Source organism: Sphingomonas sp. Leaf17, from assembly GCF_001421505.1.
Classification (GTDB): Bacteria; Pseudomonadota; Alphaproteobacteria; order Sphingomonadales; family Sphingomonadaceae; genus Sphingomonas.
The window spans coordinates 386,471-402,483 of record NZ_LMKL01000005.1; the positions used below are offsets into that span (position 1 = coordinate 386,471).

Genomic DNA, 16,013 nt, shown 5'->3' on the forward strand with positions numbered 1-16,013 from the left:
GCGACTATCTCTGCGAAGCCCCGCGGACTCCGCACCCGCTCAATCCCGCTCACGACCATACCATTCATCCCGGCGCATCAACTGGTCATATTCGGCATAAGGCGCATATTCGGGCACCAGCTTGGCGGTGAAGGGATCACGACCGGTCAGCCACTTGCCGGCGACCTCGATGAAATTGGCGGCGGCGATGCCCGTGAACTCGTCCGTCACGATCCGCTCGCGCTTGCCGTCCGGGTCCACCGGCGTGGCGATAAAGCCGAAGCCGTTGCGATCCTTGCCCAGCGACCAGTATTCGAACGCCCCCGCCTTGCCCGACAGGCCCGCGAACCCGCCGCGCTCGGCGATGATACCCAGCAGCCCCAGTTGCAGACTGAAGCCGTTGCGCACCGCCGCGGTCGAGGGCGGCTTGCCGGTCTTGTAGTCGATGATCGCAAGCCCGCCGTCCGCCAGCCGGTCGACGCGGTCATAGCGCCCCGACAGGCGCACCCCGGCAATGTCGATCCCGCCCTGCCCCTCGGCGCTCAGCACCGCGCGGCCCGCCGCCGCCTGATCCGCAACGGTTTGCGCGATCCAGTCGATCGCCTCCATCAGTCGCGGCTGCCACAGCGCGCGGATCAGCGGGTGGGTGCGCGCATCGGCGAGCATCGCCTCGCCACGCGGACGCAGGGCCTCGACCGCGCAGCCATCCTCCTTCCACCACGCCTCAAGTATCGCGTGGACCGCGTTGCCGCGCCACGCGGGGCTTGGATCGGCATCGACCGGATCGAGCGGCCCCAGCCCCAGCACGCGCCGCGCGTAAAACGCATACGGGTCGGCCTTCAGCCGGTCGACCTCGGTCACCGAAATCGCCAGAGGACGCAGGGATGCCGGTGGCGACGGTGCAGGGCGGGTCGCCGGCGCGTGTTCGCCCGGATCATCGAGCGCATCGACCCAGCCGGCCAGCGCCTCCGCCCGCGCGAACCGGTCGCCGGCCATCGCCTCCAGCCGCAGCCAGAATCGCGACGCCAGCGCCGGCGACTTCGCCTCGCGCCGCGCCCGCGTCAGCAGCACCGCGCGTGCGCCAAGCCCTTGCGCGAAATCATGCGCGGCAACACCGATCCGGCGCTCAAGACCCGGCAGCCCGATTTCGGCACGGATGCGCGGGGCCAGCCACGGATCGGGTGCCGGTGTCCCCGGCCATGTGCCCTCGTTCAGCCCGCCCAGGATCATCAGGTCGGCGGTCTGCAACCGCGCCTCGATCAGACCGTAAATGGCCAGGCGGGGGTGCCCGCCGGGCTGCGGCCGCACCGCCACCTCGTCCAGCAGGACGCGCAGCAGCGGCGCGACCCCGGCCGGGTCGACCAGCGCCGGCCCGACGATCGCCTCCGCCTCCAGATCGGCGATAAAGGCGGCGGCGCACCGCCCCGGCGGCTCGGCCCAGGCGGCGTTCCCGGCCATCGCCGTCGCCGCATCGCGCAGGGTCGCCACCATCGCCGCAATCGGCTGGGGTCCGCGCGCGAAGGCGGCGGCCAGCGGTTCGAGCAACGCGCGCGCCTCCGGCCACCACGCCGCCGCCTGTGCGCGCAGTCTGGCGTCGCGCGCGTCGCCATCGGCCAGATGCGCGTCGATGCCGCCAAGCCCCGGCGACGGGCGTGGTCCGCGCAGGACGCGGTCGAGCGCGCGTACGCCGTCGAGCCACACAAGCCGCCCGGCATCGCGCCGTACCAGCGGATGCTTCAGCAGCGCCAGCAGCGGCAGCGGCGCGAACCCCTGCGCCGCGGCTTCCGCCAGCGCGAGCAACAGCGTCCCCGACGGCAACAGTGACAACGGCCGCCCGGCGGTGTCGTCGACCTCGATCCCCCAGCGCCGGCAATGCGCCGCCACCCGCCGCGCCAGAACCCGGTCGGGCGTCACCAGCGCGGCGGTCCGCCCCGGCATCTCCAGCGCCTCGCGCATCGTCAGCGCGATGGCCTGCGCCTCGGCCGCCGGCGTCGCCAGTTCGGCGGCGGTCACCCCGGTCAGCCGCCGGTCCTCAGCGCCAAGCGATGTCCATTTCCCGGTGAAGGCGGCCGGCGCCATCGCATTCTCGATCGCCTTGCCGCGCGCCAGCGTGCCGTCGTGCGGACTGCGCGCCTCCCACTCCACGGCATCCTCGCGCGTCAGGCCCATCTGCGCGAGCATCCGCTTCAGGTGGAATTGCGGATGGCTTTCGATGGACCGGCGGCGCTGGCCCGTCACCGGGTCCGGGGTATGCGGCCCCAGCGCATCCCATTCGTCGACCGGCATGGCCGTACCCAGCCCCGCCAGCACGACCATTCCGTCGGGCAGATCGGCAACGCAGCGCATCAGCCGTGCGACGGCGGGCGCGGAATCGGTGACACCGGCGGCGCAGACGAACCCGCCCGGCGGCGCGACCCGCCAGCGCGCGGCCAGCCGGTCCAGCACGTGTCCCCGCCGCGCCGCCGCGTCGATCGCGCCGATCCGCGCCAGTTCGGCCGGCCAGCGGTCCAGCACGATCCCGAACAGCGCCAGCGAACGTTGCCAGTGATCCGACAGTTCGGGGGCCAGCGGCAGATCGCGCAGCGCGTGGGGCGAAATCTCCTCGACCAGCAACTGGTCGAGCGTGTGCGCCAGGTCGCCGGCCAGCCGTGTCGCCTCCGCCGCATCGACCGGCTGGCCGGCCCGCGCGCGCTCCTCCGACACCAGCCGCGCCAGGACCATCCGCCGCCGCATCGGCGCGACCGCCGGCGGCGGCGGCGCGTCGTCCGCCGGATCAAGCGCCGCGCCGACCGCCTCGCCAAGATCGGGGTCGCCGATCGGCACCAGCCGGGGCAGCAGCAGGCCCTTGCCGCTCGCCCGCACGAACGCATCGGTCACCGCGCGCACGGCCCGGTTGTTGGGCAACAGCACCAGGCCGCGCGCGATGCCCATCGGCGTACCCGCGTACCGCCGCATCAGTCCGGCGACGAGCGCATCGGCAAAGGCCCGGTGCGCCGGGATCGTGTAGAGCGACGGCCCGGCCGCCCGCACCGCCGCCGATCCAGCCTCAGCCATCGGCCAGGATCGCCTCGGTCTTCGGGATCGCGCCCGGCGTGCCGACGTCGAACCACAGGCCTTGGTGCACCAGGCCATAGGCGCGGCCGGCGGCCAGCGCGCGTTCCCAGAACACCATCGTCGAGAACGGTCCCTCCGGCCAGTCGGCAATCAGGCGCGGATGCAGGATCTGGATCCCGGTATAGGCGAACGGCGCGACCCGCCCGGCCTTGCGCCGGCCGGTGATGCGGCCATCGGCGGCCAAGTGGAAATCGCCCTGACCGCCGTGATTATGCGCGCGCGACAGCGGCACCATCAGCAACAGCGCGTCCATCGTGTCGGGGTCGAACCGCGCGGCGAGTTGCTTGATCGTGTCGATCGGCCCGTCGATCCACAGATTGTCGCTGTTGACGACCAGCACCGGCGCGTCGCCCAGCAGCGGCAGCGCCTGGACCAGCCCGCCGCCAGTCTCCATCAACTGCGCGCGCTCGTCGGACAGGACGATCTCAAGTCCGCTCTGGTGCGCCAGATGCGCCTCCAGCGCGTCGGCCAGATAATGCACGTTGACGACCGCGCGCGCGACGCCGGCGGCGCGCAGCCGGTCGAGGACATGGTCGATCAACGGCTTGCCGGCGACGCTGACCAGCGGCTTGGGCCGGGTCGCGGTCAGCGGGCGCATCCGCTTGCCAAGGCCCGCCGCCATCACCATCGCGGTCTGCGGCACCACGACTTTCGGGTCGGGGCGGATCGCCCGCAGCCGGGTCACGCGCGCGCGACCACGATCGGGTCGCCGCGCCGATCGGCGGGCACGTTCCGCGCAAACCAGTCCGCAACCGGGGCCAGTGCCGGATGCGCCAGATCGCGCGCCAGATAGCGCCAGACCCGCGGGCACAGCGTCGGATAGCGCGGCTTGCCGTCGCGCACCCACAACCGGGTGAAGATGCCGATGATCTTGGCGTTCCGCTGCGCGCCCAGCACCGTGTAGGCCGCGTCGAAATCCGCACCGACCCCGGTTGCGGCACGATAGCGGTCGATCATCATCGTCTCGATCGCCGGCTCCACGTCGCGCCGCGCATCCTGCAGCAGCGATACCAGGTCATAGGCCGGATGCCCCGCCAGCGCGTCCTGGAAATCCAGCAGGCCCAGCCGGTCGCCGGGCAGCAGCATCAGGTTCTCGGCATGATAATCGCGCAGCACCGTGACCGGCGCATCGGTCACCACGTGGTCGAACACCGCGTCCCATGCCGCGCGGTAGCCGTCGGTATCGACGGTCAACCCGACCGCCGGGCAATACCATTCGGTGAACAGCCCGGCCTCCCGGTGCAGCACCGCGCGGTCATAGGCGGGCACGTCGGCGGCCGGGTGGCGGTGCAGGTCGACCAGAATGTCGATCGCCGCGCCGTACAACGCCGGGCCACGATCCGCCGCCGCATCGACCGCCTCGCGCATCCGCGCGTCGCCGAAATCCTCCAGCAGCACCAGGCCGCGCGCCAGGTCGGCGGCGAGGATCGCCGGAGCCGCAAACCCGTGATCCGCCAGCCATCGGGCGATGCGGACGAACGGTTCGGGATTTTCGTGCGGCGGCGGCGCGTCCATCAGCACCGCATGGCGCGCACCCTCGGTCACCCGGAAATACCGGCGGAACGACGCATCGCCGGCCAGCGGCGCGACGACCGCCCCGCCCCATCCGTTCGCATCGAGGAACTGCGGCGCATCGGCCGGCGGAGTCATGTCGATCACCATCGCGCCGTCCATGACGGCGGCACGTCGGCTGTCAAGCCGCGCGTCCCGTCCGCCTCGATGCTCAGGTGCAGGCGCAGCGCGTCCGGCCATGCGCCCGCCCCTGCGCGTTCGGGCCACTCGACGACCAGCACCGAATCCGCCAGCGCCTCGTCCAGCCCCAGTTCCTCCATCTCGCCCGGGTCGTCGATCCGGTACAGGTCGACATGCAGCACCAGCAGCCGGACCTCGGGCGGGGCATAGGGCTGGACGATCGCGAAGCTGGGACTAGGGGCCTCGCCCGCCAGCCCGAGCGCCGCGAGCAGCCCGCGCGCCACGCTGGTCTTGCCCGCGCCCAGCGTCCCCGTCAGCGCAATGACGTCCCCGGCGCGCACCTTGCCCGCCAGCGATGCGCCGAAGCCTTCGGTCGCCGCCGCATCGGGCAGGACTATCATCGAAGACACATGCGATCCTCCACAACCCCAACCTCCGTCATCCCGGAGCAAGCCCGGGATGACGCAAGGAGGAAACCGGTCGACAAAAGCTCCACCCCCCTCACCGGCGCGGCAACGACACGGTGACCAGCGTGCCCTCGTCCGGCTCCGACACCAGCGCGATCGTCCCGCCATGCGCCTCGACGAACTGCTTGGCGAGCGGCAGGCCGAGCCCCAGCGCGCGTTCGCCCGACGGCTGGATGCCCGGTTCGGCAAACCGGTCGAACGCGCGCGCGACACTGGCGGCATCCATGCCGATGCCGTCGTCGGATACCACGATCCGCGCGGCGGTGGCGTGGCCGTCGGCGTGCAGCAGGATCCGCCCGCCCTCCTGCGTGGACGCAATGGCGTGGCGCAGCAGATGCTCGATCGTCTCGCGCAGGCGCCGCGAATCGCCGGTCACGCGCCCGGTCGAGCGCGCAACCTCGACCGCGAAGTCGATGCGGTGGCGCTTGGCGGTCGCGCGCACCGTGTCGGCGGCGGCCCGCGCGACCGCGCCCAGATCGACGTCGCCGCGCTCCACCTCGGTCCCGTCGCCCTCGGCCTGGGTCAGGTCGAGCACGTCGTCGATCAGCAGGCCCAGCCGCTCGACCGAATCGAGGATCGCCGCGACATAGCCGCTGGCCTGTTCGCTCAACGCCCCGGCATAGCCGCCGTGCAGCATCTCGGCGAACCCGCTGATCGACGTCAGCGGCGTGCGCAGTTCATAGCTCATATTGGCGACAAACGCGGTCTTCACCCGGTCCGACGCCTCCAGCGCGTCGTTGCGGTCGCGCAAGACCTGTTCGATCCGGCGGCTGTCGGAAATGTCGAGCATCGTGAACAGCGCGTTGCCATCGGGCAGCGGCACCGCCGCGAACTCGAAGTGCCGCCCGTCGGCAAAGGCGACGCGGCCGCCACGCTGCTGCCGCTCTACCGTCGCCGATCGCACCAGATCGGTGAACAGCGCGGACCGGTTCGGCGTCGCCAGCTTCGACGCGGCGGCGGCGGCGAACACGTCGACGCGCGGGTGGCTCGACAAAAACTCCTCCTCGAACCCCCACAGCGCGCGGAAGCGGTTGTTCCACAGCTGCAACCGGCCATCGGCGGCGAACACGCCCAGCGCCTCGAACAGATTGTCGAACGTCGCGGTCCGCACCCGGAGCAGCGTGTCGCGCGCGCTGGCCAGCTGCACCTGCTCGGTCCGGTCCTCGAAGATCAGCAGCAGCCCGCCATCGGGCAGCGGCTGCGCGACGACGCGCAGGTGGGTGCCGCCGGTCAGGTGCCAATTCTCCTCGGTCGCCTCGTCGGCGGCGACGAACCAGTCGCGGCGTTCGGCCTTCCACCCCGGAAAGTCGCGGACCTCGGGCAGGCGATTGGCCTCGCGCATCCGTTCCAGCACCCGGTCGAACTCGGGCCGGTCGGACAGCCATTCGGCGCGCATCGCGAACATCCGCCGGAACGGCTGGTTGCAGAAGACGAGCGCCCGGTCGGGGCCGAACTGCGCCACGCCCGCCGACAACCGGTCGAGCATCGCCCGCTGCGCCTCGGCAAAGCGTTTCGCCCCGACGCGCGCCTGTTCCAGTTCCTCGATATCCACCGCGAACCCGGCGACCCCGCCGGTCGGCAACGGCACGTCGAACAGCTTCAGCGTCTTGCGCGCACCGCCGATCGTCGCGGGCAGCACCTGTTCATGCGGCCGGCCGGTATCGCGCGCGGTCGATGCGCCGCCCAGCGGCCCGCCGCGCCCCGACCCCTCGACCAGTTCCAGTCCGCGCGCGACCACGTCGACCGCATCGCGCCCCTCGACCGCGCCGACATAGGCGGTGTTGACCATCGCCAGCTTCAGGTCGGGGCCGCGATACCACATCGGCAACGGCGCGGCCTCGATCAGGCAGGTCAGCGCCTCGAACGCGACGCGCAGCCCGTGTACTTCCTGGCCCAGCCGGGTGATCTCGGCCTCGCTGTCGGTCGCGTCGAACGCCCACAGGATGACGCCGCCATCCGTATCCACCGCCGCCGGCGCGCGCTGCCCGCGCAACAGCAGCGCGCGGCCCGACCCCGGCGGCCGGACCGCACGCACGAAGCTGCGCCCCGATCGCTGGGCCGCCGCCACGTCCATCGACAGGCCGTCGGCATCCTCCATGGTCAGCCCGGTGCCGCCAAGCGCGACGATCGAATCGGGTGCGGCCTGCAACCCGAACCAGTCGACCATCCGCTCGGGCATCTCGATGCGTCCGTCGCCCCGCACGATCGCCGCCAGCGCCGGCCCAGACCGGATCAGCGCATCCAGCCGCGCGCAGTCGGCCAGCACCGCCGCCGCCTCGCCCTTCAGCCGCAGCCCCTGGAACAGCAGAATCGCCGCCGCCAGGACCAGCGCCAGCAGGATCGCGCCGCTCGCCACCGCGGCCGCGCCGCCCAGCACGATCATCGCGCCCCGCCTGTCGTCTGTTCTGTGCCCCGTTCGCCCATGCCCGTATCCTAGAGCAGATCGACGCCCGGCAGAAACAGGCATTTTCCGGGCGGCGGCAACACACACCCCGTCTCACCTACCCCACCATCACCATCGTTGCCGTCCCCGCCATACAACCCTAAAGCACGGCGCTTATCGCTTTCGTCCCAAGAACGGTTGCTCGCGTCCATGCTCAGATTCTTCCGCCGCATCATCAATTCCAAGGCCGGCATGGTCGTGACCTTCGTGGTGCTCGGCATCATCGCCCTCGCCTTTGCCGCGACCGACATCACCGGGCTTGGCAGCCCGACGGGTGCCGGCGTGACCGGCGGCAACGTCGCCACCGTCGGCGGGGAGTCGATCGGCGAGGCGGAATTGCGGACGCAGGCGGCCAGCGAAATGGAAAGCTATCGCCAGCAGCAGCCGACGCTGGATATGGCGAGCTATATCCAGCAGGGCGGGCTGGACGGCACGCTCGACCGGCTCGTCACCGGCCTCGCCTTCCTGAAGTTCGGCGAGGACCACGGCATGGTCGTCAGCAAGCGCAGCATCGACGGCGAGATCGCCAGCATCCCGGCGTTGCAGGGTCCGACCGGCAAGTTCGACCAGACGCTGTACGAACGCATCCTGGCCGAGCGCAAGCTGACCGACGCCGGCATCCGCGCCGACATCGAGCGCGAACTGACGCAGCGCCGCCTGACCGCGCCGACGATCGGCGCGGCGCAGATGCCGCAGCAGATCGTCCTGCCCTATGCCTCGCTGCTGCTTGAAAAGCGCACCGGCCAGATCGCCTTTATTCCGGCCGGCGCGGTCAAGACCGGTCCCGCCCCCAGCGACGCGGATATCCAGACCTATTACGGCCGCAACCTGAGCCGCTACACCGTGCCGCAGCGCCGCGTCGTCCGCTACGCGCTCGTCACGCCCGCTCAGGTGAACGGCACGCCGACCGAGGCGGAAATCGTCAAATCCTATAACGACGACCGCGCGAACTACGCCCCGCGCCAGACGCGGACGATCACCCAGGTCGTCGTGCTCGACCAGGCCGGGGCCACCGCGATCGCCGCCAAGGTCCGCGCCGGCCAGTCGGTCGCCGATGCCGCCCGCGCTGCCGGGCTTGAGGCCTCGACCAAGGCCAAGGTCGAAAAGTCCGACTATGCCGCGCAAAGCTCGGCCGCCGCCGCCGATGCCGCCTTCTCGGCCGCCAGTGGCGCGATCGTTGGGCCGGTGCGCGGTGCGACCGGCTGGATCGTGGCCAGGGTCGATGCGATCGAACAGGTTCCGGCGAAGACGCTGGATCAGGCGCGCGCGGATATCGTCGCGGCACTGACCAAGCAGAAGACCGCCGACGCGATGGGCGCGATCCACGACAAGCTGGACGACGCGATCGCCGGCAAGGCGACCTTCGACGAGCTGGTCAGCGACGGCAAGCTCGCGGCCATCACCACGCCGCCGCTGCTCGCCAACGGCATCAACCCCGATGCGCCGACCACAAAGCCCGATCCGGCCATGACGCCGATCCTCGCCGCCGCCTTCGGGGCGGAGGAAGGCGATTCGCCGCAGCTGGTGCAGATCGGCGAGGACGGCCGCTTCGCGCTGGTCGGCGTCGGCCGGATCGTACCGGCCGCGCCGCGTCCGCTGGCGCAGATCCGCGCGCAGGTGCTGGCCGACGTCACCGCCGACCGCGCGCAACAGGCTGCGCGGAAAGTGGCGAGCGAGGCGGTCGCCAGGCTGAACAAGGGCGCGCCGCTCGCGCAGGTGCTTCAGCAGACCGGCCTTGCCCTCCCGGCCCCGCGCCCGCTGTCGATCGCGCGCGCGCAGATTGCCCAGCGTCAGGGTGTCGAGCCGGCACTCGCGCTGCTGTTCAGCATGGCCCCCAACACGTCCAAGATGCTGGAGGCCCCGGACAATGCCGGCTGGCTCATCGTCAAGCTGGACGCGATCCAGCCGGGCAATGCGGCGGGCAACGCCGGCATCCTCGCGGCCACCCGCAACGACCTCGGCCGGTCGATCGGCCGTGAATATGTCGAACAGTTCGCCCGTGCGGTCCGCGCCGATGTGAAGGCCAAGACCGATCCGGCCGCCGTCGCCCGCGTCAAGGCGGCGCTGCTCGGCCAGAGCGGCAACTGAGTCGCGGCATGACCGACCCGTCGTCGCCTTCCACGACAAGGGCTGCGCACGACGCGGCTGAAGCATCGCTTGCCGCCGGGCGTCCCGCCCTGTTGTGGCACGCCCAGGTGGCGGACACCGAGACACCGGTGGCCGCCGCGCTGAAGCTGATCGAGTCCGGGCGCGGCGACTTCCTGCTCGAATCGGTCGAGGGCGGGGCGACGCGCGGCCGCCACAGCCTGATCGGCCTTGCCCCCGATCTCGTATTCCGCGCGCACGGGCAGCAGGCGGCGATCAACCGCGACTGGCTGTCCGACCGCGACGCCTTCGCGCCTTGTGTCGCGCCGACGCTCGATGCGTTGCGCGATCTGGTGGCCGAATGTCGCGCCGACGTGCCCGCCGCGCTGCCGCCCGCGCTCGCCTGCCTCGTCGGTTATTTCGGCTATGAGACGGTGGGGCTGGTCGAACATCTGCCGCAACCCGACGCCGACCCGCTCGGTCTGCCCGACATGATCTTCGTGCGGCCGACCGTGATCTTGGTGTTCGACCGGCTGGCCGATACGCTGTTCCTCGTCGCGCCCGCCTGGCCCGATTCCCGCCGGACACCCGCCGATATCGTCCGCGCGGCGCAGGACCGGCTCGACGCCACCGCCGCGCGCCTAGCCACCGCGACCCTGCCGCCGCCGGTGCGGGTCGAGGCACCGGAACCCGTCTACACCCCCAACCTGCCCGCCGGCCGCTATGGCGAGATGGTCGCCCGCGCCAAGGACTATATCGTCGCGGGCGATATCTTTCAGGTCGTGCTGGCGCAGCGGTTCAGCGCGCCGTTCGCGCTGCCGCCGTTCGAGCTGTACCGCTCGCTGCGGCGGATCAACCCGTCGCCGTTCCTGTATCACCTCGACCTGCCCGGCTTCACGCTGACCGGCTCAAGCCCCGAAATCCTCGTCCGCGTCCGCGACGGCGAGGTCACGATCCGCCCGATCGCCGGCACCCGCCCGCGTGGGCGAACCGCGGCGGAGGACGAGGCGAACCGGACGAGCCTGCTCGCCGATCCCAAGGAGCGCGCCGAACACCTGATGCTGCTCGATCTGGGCCGCAACGACGTCGGCCGCGCCTCGGCTGCCAGCAGCGTGCGCGTTACCGACAGCTATACCGTCGAATTCTACAGCCACGTCATGCACATCGTCTCGAACGTCGTCGGCCGGCTGGCGGACGGCAAGGACGCGCTCGACGCGCTGTTCGCCGGTTTCCCCGCCGGCACGGTCAGCGGCGCACCCAAGGTCCGCGCCTGCCAGATCATCGCCGAACTGGAGTCCGAGCGACGCGGGGCCTATGCCGGCGGCGTCGGCTATTTCTCGCCCGACGGGTCGATGGATTCCTGCATCGTCCTGCGCACTGCCGTCATCAAGGACGGCACGATCCATGTTCAGGCGGGTGCGGGCATCGTGGCCGACAGTGACCCGGCGTCGGAACAGCGCGAATGCGAGGCCAAGGCGGGAGCTATCCTGGCGGCGGCGCGCGATGCGGTTGCGCGGGCGGGGGCACCGGGTTTCGGGCAGTAGGCGCAGCCTCGCCTCTCTGCCGTCAGTGCCGCGCTATGCTCGCAATGACGGATTTTTTTGCGTTCTCACGGCACCCCCGCCGCGTCATTCGCCGCCTGCCGCTTTTCCGCCGCGAACGCGCGGTTCAGCTGCAACGCGCAACCGCTCTGCCCACCGCTGCCGACCGGCGAGCAGGTGTCGGGCAAACCGCCCGCGACCCGTCCGACCTGATCCATCGTCGCGGCGCGATTGACCCAGCTCTGCTGCGCCGCGTCCTTCTTCGTCTCACGGAACGCCTTGGGGATCCGATAGGGTTCGCCAACCGTCTGGCAGACCACGATTTCGGTATCCGTCGATTCAGGGCATTTGTCCCCGGCACCGGTCAGCGTCACGCTGCGCACGCGTTGCGGCGCCTTGCCGGTTTCCGCCTGGCGGTCGGTCGTGGTGGCCGGCGTCGTCTGGGGGGCTGCGTCCTGCGTCTGCGCGATCGCGGTGCCCGACAGCATCAACAGGCTGGCGGCGATCAGGGGGCGATACATGGTCGATGGTCTCCGGGGGTGTGGCGCATAACGTGTCGGCTGCGATGTTGATCCGACCTGAACGAAACGAACCGTCCTGCCGATAATCGCACCCCGCCGGCGACAGCGTCCCCCGCCGACACCGTCACGGGCGTTGCACACGCCCACGCATCGGCTATGGCGGGCCGCATGATCCTGGTCGTCGACAATTACGACAGCTTCACCTGGAACCTAGTCCATTACCTGATGGAACTGGGCGCCCCGGTCGAGGTGGTCCGCAACGATGCGATCTCCGTCGGACAGGCGCTGTCGTCCGGTGCGAGCGCGTTCCTCATATCCCCCGGCCCCTGCACCCCGTCGGACGCGGGCGTCAGCCTGGATCTGGTCGCGGCCTGCGCCGATGCCGGCCGCCCGCTGCTCGGCGTATGCCTGGGCCATCAGGCGATCGGCCAGCATTTCGGCGGGCGGGTCGAGCGCGGCGGGCTGATGCACGGCAAGACCTCGCCCGTCCTGCACGACGCGACCGGCCTGTTCGCCGGATTGCCCTCGCCCTTCACCGCGACGCGCTACCACTCGCTCATCGTCAATGACGTCCCCGACACGCTGATCGTCAACGCGCGTGCGGAGGACGGCACCGTCATGGGGTTCCGCCACGCCACGCTGCCGATCCACGGGGTCCAGTTCCATCCCGAGAGTATCGCCACCGAACACGGCCACGCGATGCTCGCCAACTTCCTGCGTATCGCGGGCATGGCCGTGAAGACGCCGGCGTGACGACGCTGACCCGCCTGCCCGACCCCGCCACGCCGCTGTCGCGCGACGACGCCCGGGCGGCGTTCGCCGACATCCTCGACGCGCGCGTCGGCGAAGACGCGATCGCAGAGTTCCTGATCGGCCTGACGACACGCGGCGAAACCAGCACCGAGATCGCCGAGGCCGCGCGCGCCTTGCGCGAACGCCTGATCCCGATCACCGCCCCCGCCGGCGCGGTCGACGTCTGCGGCACCGGCGGCGACGGCCACCACACGCTCAACGTCTCGACCGCGGTCGCGCTGGTCGTCGCCGCCTGCGGCGTACCGGTCGCCAAGCATGGCAACCGCGCCGCCTCCAGCAAGGCGGGGGCCGCCGACACGCTGGAGGCACTCGGCCTCGACATGACCCGCGCCGGCGCGCTGGCGGAGGCGAGCCTTGCCGACATCGGCATCGCCTTCCTGTTTGCGGCCAACCACCATCCGGCGATGGCGCGGATCACGCCGATCCGCCGGAAAATCGGCCGCCGCACGATCTTCAACCTGATGGGGCCGCTCGCCAATCCGGCGCACGTCACCCGCCAGCTGATCGGCATTGCGCGCCCGGATTACGCGGCGGTGTATGCCGAGGCGCTGGAGCAGCTGGGCACGGAGGCGGCGCTGGTGGTATCGGGCGCGGAGGGGCTGGATGAACTGTCCGGGGCCGGTCCGAGCATCGCCATCCCCGTCGGCCGCGTTCGGATCGCGCGCGACATCGTGCCCGAGGATGCCGGCCTGTCCCGGCATCCCACGACCGACCTGACCGGCGGCGACGCCGCCCATAACGCCGCCGCCCTGCGCGCGCTGTTGCGGGGAGGCCACGGGGCCTACCGCGACGCCGTACTCCTCAACGCCGCCGCCGCGCTGATCGTGGCCGACCGTGCGTCGTCGCTGGTCGACGGCGCTTCCCTGGCCGCGGAGGCGCTCGACAGCGGTGCCGCCGATGCGCTGCTCGACCGCTGGATCGCCTACCGATGACCGTTCTCGACCGTATTCTCGAAACCAAGCGGGCCGAAGTCGCCGCGCGCAAGGCCACCACCTCGCTTGGCGATCTCGACGCCGGCATCGCCGCGGTGTCCAAACCACGCGGGTTTCGCGCCGCGCTGGATGCGAAGGCCGCGACCGGCTACGCGCTGATCGCCGAGATCAAGAAGGCCAGCCCCTCCAAGGGCGTGATCCGCGAGGATTTCGATCCCCCCGCCCACGCCCGCGCCTATGCCGCCGGTGGTGCCGCCTGCCTGTCGGTGCTGACCGACGAACACTGGTTCCGCGGATCGGACGCCTATCTGATCGCCGCGCGCGCCGCCGTCGACCTGCCCGTCATCCGCAAGGATTTCCTGGTCGACCCGTGGCAGGCGACCGAGGCCCGCGCGATCGGCGCGGACGCGGTGCTGGTCATCATGGCCGCGCTGGACGACACGCAGGCCGCCGAGATCGAGGCATCGGCGCTGGAATGCGGCATGGACGTGCTGGTCGAGGTCCACGACCGCGCCGAACTCGACCGTGCGCTGAAGCTGAAATCGCGGCTGATCGGCGTCAACAATCGCGATCTGCGCGACTTCACCGTCGATTTCGCCCGCACCTATGATCTGGTCGCCCACGCGCCAAAGGACTGCACCTTCATCGCCGAAAGCGGCCTGACCACCCGCGCTGATCTGGACGCGATGGCCGAACACGACATCCGCTGTTTCCTGATCGGCGAGGCGCTGATGCGGCAGGACGATGTCGAGGCCGCGACGCGGGCGATGATCGGGTGACCGCCCTCACCCATATCGACGCGACCGGTGCCGCCCACATGGTCGACGTCGCCGACAAGGCCGCGACCACGCGCCAAGCCGTCGCCACCGGCCGGATCGTCATGTCGGCGCAGGCGCTGGCCGCGATCACCGACGGGGCGGCGAAAAAGGGCGACGTGCTGGCGGTCGCGCGGATCGCCGGGATCATGGCGGCCAAGCGCACCAGCGACCTGATCCCGCTGTGTCATCCGCTGCCGCTCACCCGCGTCGCGATCGACCTGACACCGCTGTCCGACGGCATCACCGCGACCGCGACCGTCCGGACCGAGGGCAAGACCGGCGTCGAGATGGAGGCGCTGACCGCCGTCTCGGTCGCGCTGCTGACGATCTATGATATGGGCAAGGCGATCGACAAGGCCATGACGATGACCGACATCCGCCTGCTGACCAAGACCGGTGGCAAGTCGGGCGACTGGTCCGCCCCATGAGCCTGCTGCCGGTGGCCGAGGCCCAAGCCCGCCTGTTCGCGCTGGCGCGGCCCATCGGATCCGAAACCGTGCCGATCCGCGCCGCCGCCGGCCGCTGGGCATCGGCGGATATCGCCGCGCTGCGCACCCAGCCCGCCGCCGACCTGTCGGCGATGGACGGCTACGCCATCCGCTTCGCCGACCTGCCCGGCCCGTGGCGGGTCATCGGCGAAAGCGCCGCTGGCCGGCCCTTCGCCGGATCGGTCGGCGCGGGCCAGGCGACTCGCATCTTCACCGGCGCGGCGATGCCCGACGGCGCTGACACCGTGCTGGTGCAGGAGGAGGCGGGCCGCGACGGCGACGCGCTGACGCTCGATGGCGAGGGTCCGTTACACGTCGGCCGCAATACGCGGGCCAAGGGGCTGGATTTCACCACCGGCGATACGCTGGTCCGTGCCGGCGACCGGCTGTCGGCCGCGCGAATCGCGGTGGCGGCGACCGGCGGGCACGGTACGCTGACCGCAAACCGGCGTATCCGCGTGGCGATCGCGGCCACCGGCGACGAGTTGGTGCCGCCGGGGTCGCCGCTGACCGGCGCCGACCTGCCCGAATCGAACGGGGCGATGCTGGCGGCGATGCTGGCCGACCTGCCCGTCGACATCGTCGATCTGGGGATCCTGCCCGACCGGCTCGACGTGCTGCGGGATGCCTTTGCCAATGTTGCGTGCGACCTGCTGGTCACCACCGGCGGCGCGTCGGTCGGCGATCATGACCTCGTCCGTCCGGCGATCGAGGCGGCGGGCGGGTCGATCGACTTCTGGCGGATCGCCCTGCGCCCCGGCAAGCCGATGATGGCCGGGCGGCTGAACGGCGCGGTCGTGCTCGGCCTGCCCGGCAACCCCGTCTCCGCCTTCGTCACCGCCACGCTGTTCGTCCGGCCGCTGATCGCGGTGCTGGGCGGCGCGGCCGACCCCGCCCCCCGGCCTACCAGCGCGATCCTTGGCGAGGCCCTGCCCGCCAACGGCCCGCGCACCGATTACCTGCGCGCCGAACTGCGCGACGGGCGGCTGTTTGCCTCGACCATCCAGGACAGTTCGATGCTGCTGACGCTGGCACGGTCGAACTGCCTGATCGTCCGTCCGGTCGATGCACCCGCCGCCAAGGCCGGCGACTCGGCGGATATCCTCGTCATCGCTTGACG

The 16,013-nt window shown here is 71.2% G+C and carries 13 protein-coding genes; 7 read left to right on the plus strand and 6 right to left on the minus strand.

All coding sequences use genetic code 11. The annotated features are described in order from the left end of the window. Positions 1-39: 39 nt before the first annotated feature. The 5 genes from addB to ASE75_RS08790 all read right to left on the minus strand — a co-directional run bounded on the left by addB (position 40) and on the right by ASE75_RS08790 (position 7,635). Complete coding sequence (addB, locus tag ASE75_RS08770; protein ID WP_055931988.1) at positions 40-3,033, minus strand: double-strand break repair protein AddB; 2,994 nt, start codon at positions 3,031-3,033, stop codon at positions 40-42. Continuing rightward, positions 3,026-3,721 carry a nucleotidyltransferase family protein gene (locus tag ASE75_RS08775; protein ID WP_082463889.1) on the minus strand — a complete coding sequence of 232 codons (696 nt, stop codon included), beginning with the start codon at positions 3,719-3,721 and terminating at the stop codon, positions 3,026-3,028. The genes addB and ASE75_RS08775 overlap by 8 nt, the downstream gene beginning before the upstream one ends. 53 nt (positions 3,722-3,774) lie before the next feature. Continuing rightward, entirely contained in the window at positions 3,775-4,743 is a 969-nt protein-coding gene (locus ASE75_RS08780) for a phosphotransferase (protein ID WP_200922337.1), read from the minus strand. 5 nt (positions 4,744-4,748) lie between these two features. Next, positions 4,749-5,186 (minus strand): tRNA (adenosine(37)-N6)-threonylcarbamoyltransferase complex ATPase subunit type 1 TsaE, encoded by a 438-nt coding sequence (gene tsaE, locus ASE75_RS08785; protein ID WP_055931993.1) that lies wholly within the window; start codon positions 5,184-5,186, stop codon positions 4,749-4,751. A 100-nt stretch (positions 5,187-5,286) separates the two neighbouring features. After that, the gene (locus ASE75_RS08790) at positions 5,287-7,635 is read right to left on the minus strand and encodes a sensor histidine kinase (protein WP_055931996.1); all 2,349 of its coding nucleotides are present in this window, start codon (positions 7,633-7,635) and stop codon (positions 5,287-5,289) included. A 210-nt stretch (positions 7,636-7,845) separates the two neighbouring features. Between ASE75_RS08790 and ASE75_RS08795 the strand changes: the two genes are divergently transcribed. Together ASE75_RS08795 and trpE are read left to right on the plus strand one after the other, a co-directional pair. Then, positions 7,846-9,783 carry a peptidylprolyl isomerase gene (locus ASE75_RS08795; RefSeq protein WP_055932000.1) on the plus strand — a complete coding sequence of 646 codons (1,938 nt, stop codon included), beginning with the start codon at positions 7,846-7,848 and terminating at the stop codon, positions 9,781-9,783. Between the two features lie 8 nt (positions 9,784-9,791). Then, complete coding sequence (gene trpE / locus ASE75_RS08800; protein ID WP_055932003.1) at positions 9,792-11,324, plus strand: anthranilate synthase component I; 1,533 nt, start codon at positions 9,792-9,794, stop codon at positions 11,322-11,324. Positions 11,325-11,389: 65 nt separating this feature from the next. Here the strand turns inward: trpE and ASE75_RS08805 are convergent, their stop codons facing one another. Continuing rightward, positions 11,390-11,842, minus strand: coding sequence for a hypothetical protein (locus ASE75_RS08805; RefSeq protein WP_055932006.1), 453 nt, complete (start codon positions 11,840-11,842; stop codon positions 11,390-11,392). 168 nt (positions 11,843-12,010) lie between these two features. On the opposite strand from ASE75_RS08805, the gene ASE75_RS08810 reads away from it, so the two are divergent. The 5 genes from ASE75_RS08810 to ASE75_RS08830 are packed head-to-tail and all read left to right on the plus strand — an operon-like array spanning position 12,011 to position 16,011. Then, complete coding sequence (locus ASE75_RS08810) at positions 12,011-12,595, plus strand: anthranilate synthase component II (protein ID WP_055932251.1); 585 nt, start codon at positions 12,011-12,013, stop codon at positions 12,593-12,595. After that, positions 12,592-13,587, plus strand: a complete 996-nt coding sequence (trpD, locus tag ASE75_RS08815) for an anthranilate phosphoribosyltransferase (protein ID WP_055932011.1) — start codon at positions 12,592-12,594, stop codon at positions 13,585-13,587. Before ASE75_RS08810 ends, trpD begins: the two co-directional genes overlap by 4 nt. Beyond that, positions 13,584-14,366, plus strand: a complete 783-nt coding sequence (gene trpC / locus ASE75_RS08820) for an indole-3-glycerol phosphate synthase TrpC (RefSeq protein WP_055932014.1) — start codon at positions 13,584-13,586, stop codon at positions 14,364-14,366. The genes trpD and trpC overlap by 4 nt, the downstream gene beginning before the upstream one ends. Further along, on the plus strand, positions 14,363-14,833 hold the full coding sequence (gene moaC, locus ASE75_RS08825; RefSeq protein ID WP_055932017.1) for a cyclic pyranopterin monophosphate synthase MoaC: 471 nt from the start codon (positions 14,363-14,365) through the stop codon (positions 14,831-14,833). The genes trpC and moaC overlap by 4 nt, the downstream gene beginning before the upstream one ends. Continuing rightward, positions 14,830-16,011 (plus strand): molybdopterin molybdotransferase MoeA, encoded by a 1,182-nt coding sequence (locus ASE75_RS08830; RefSeq protein WP_055932019.1) that lies wholly within the window; start codon positions 14,830-14,832, stop codon positions 16,009-16,011. Before moaC ends, ASE75_RS08830 begins: the two co-directional genes overlap by 4 nt. Positions 16,012-16,013: the final 2 nt, after the last annotated feature.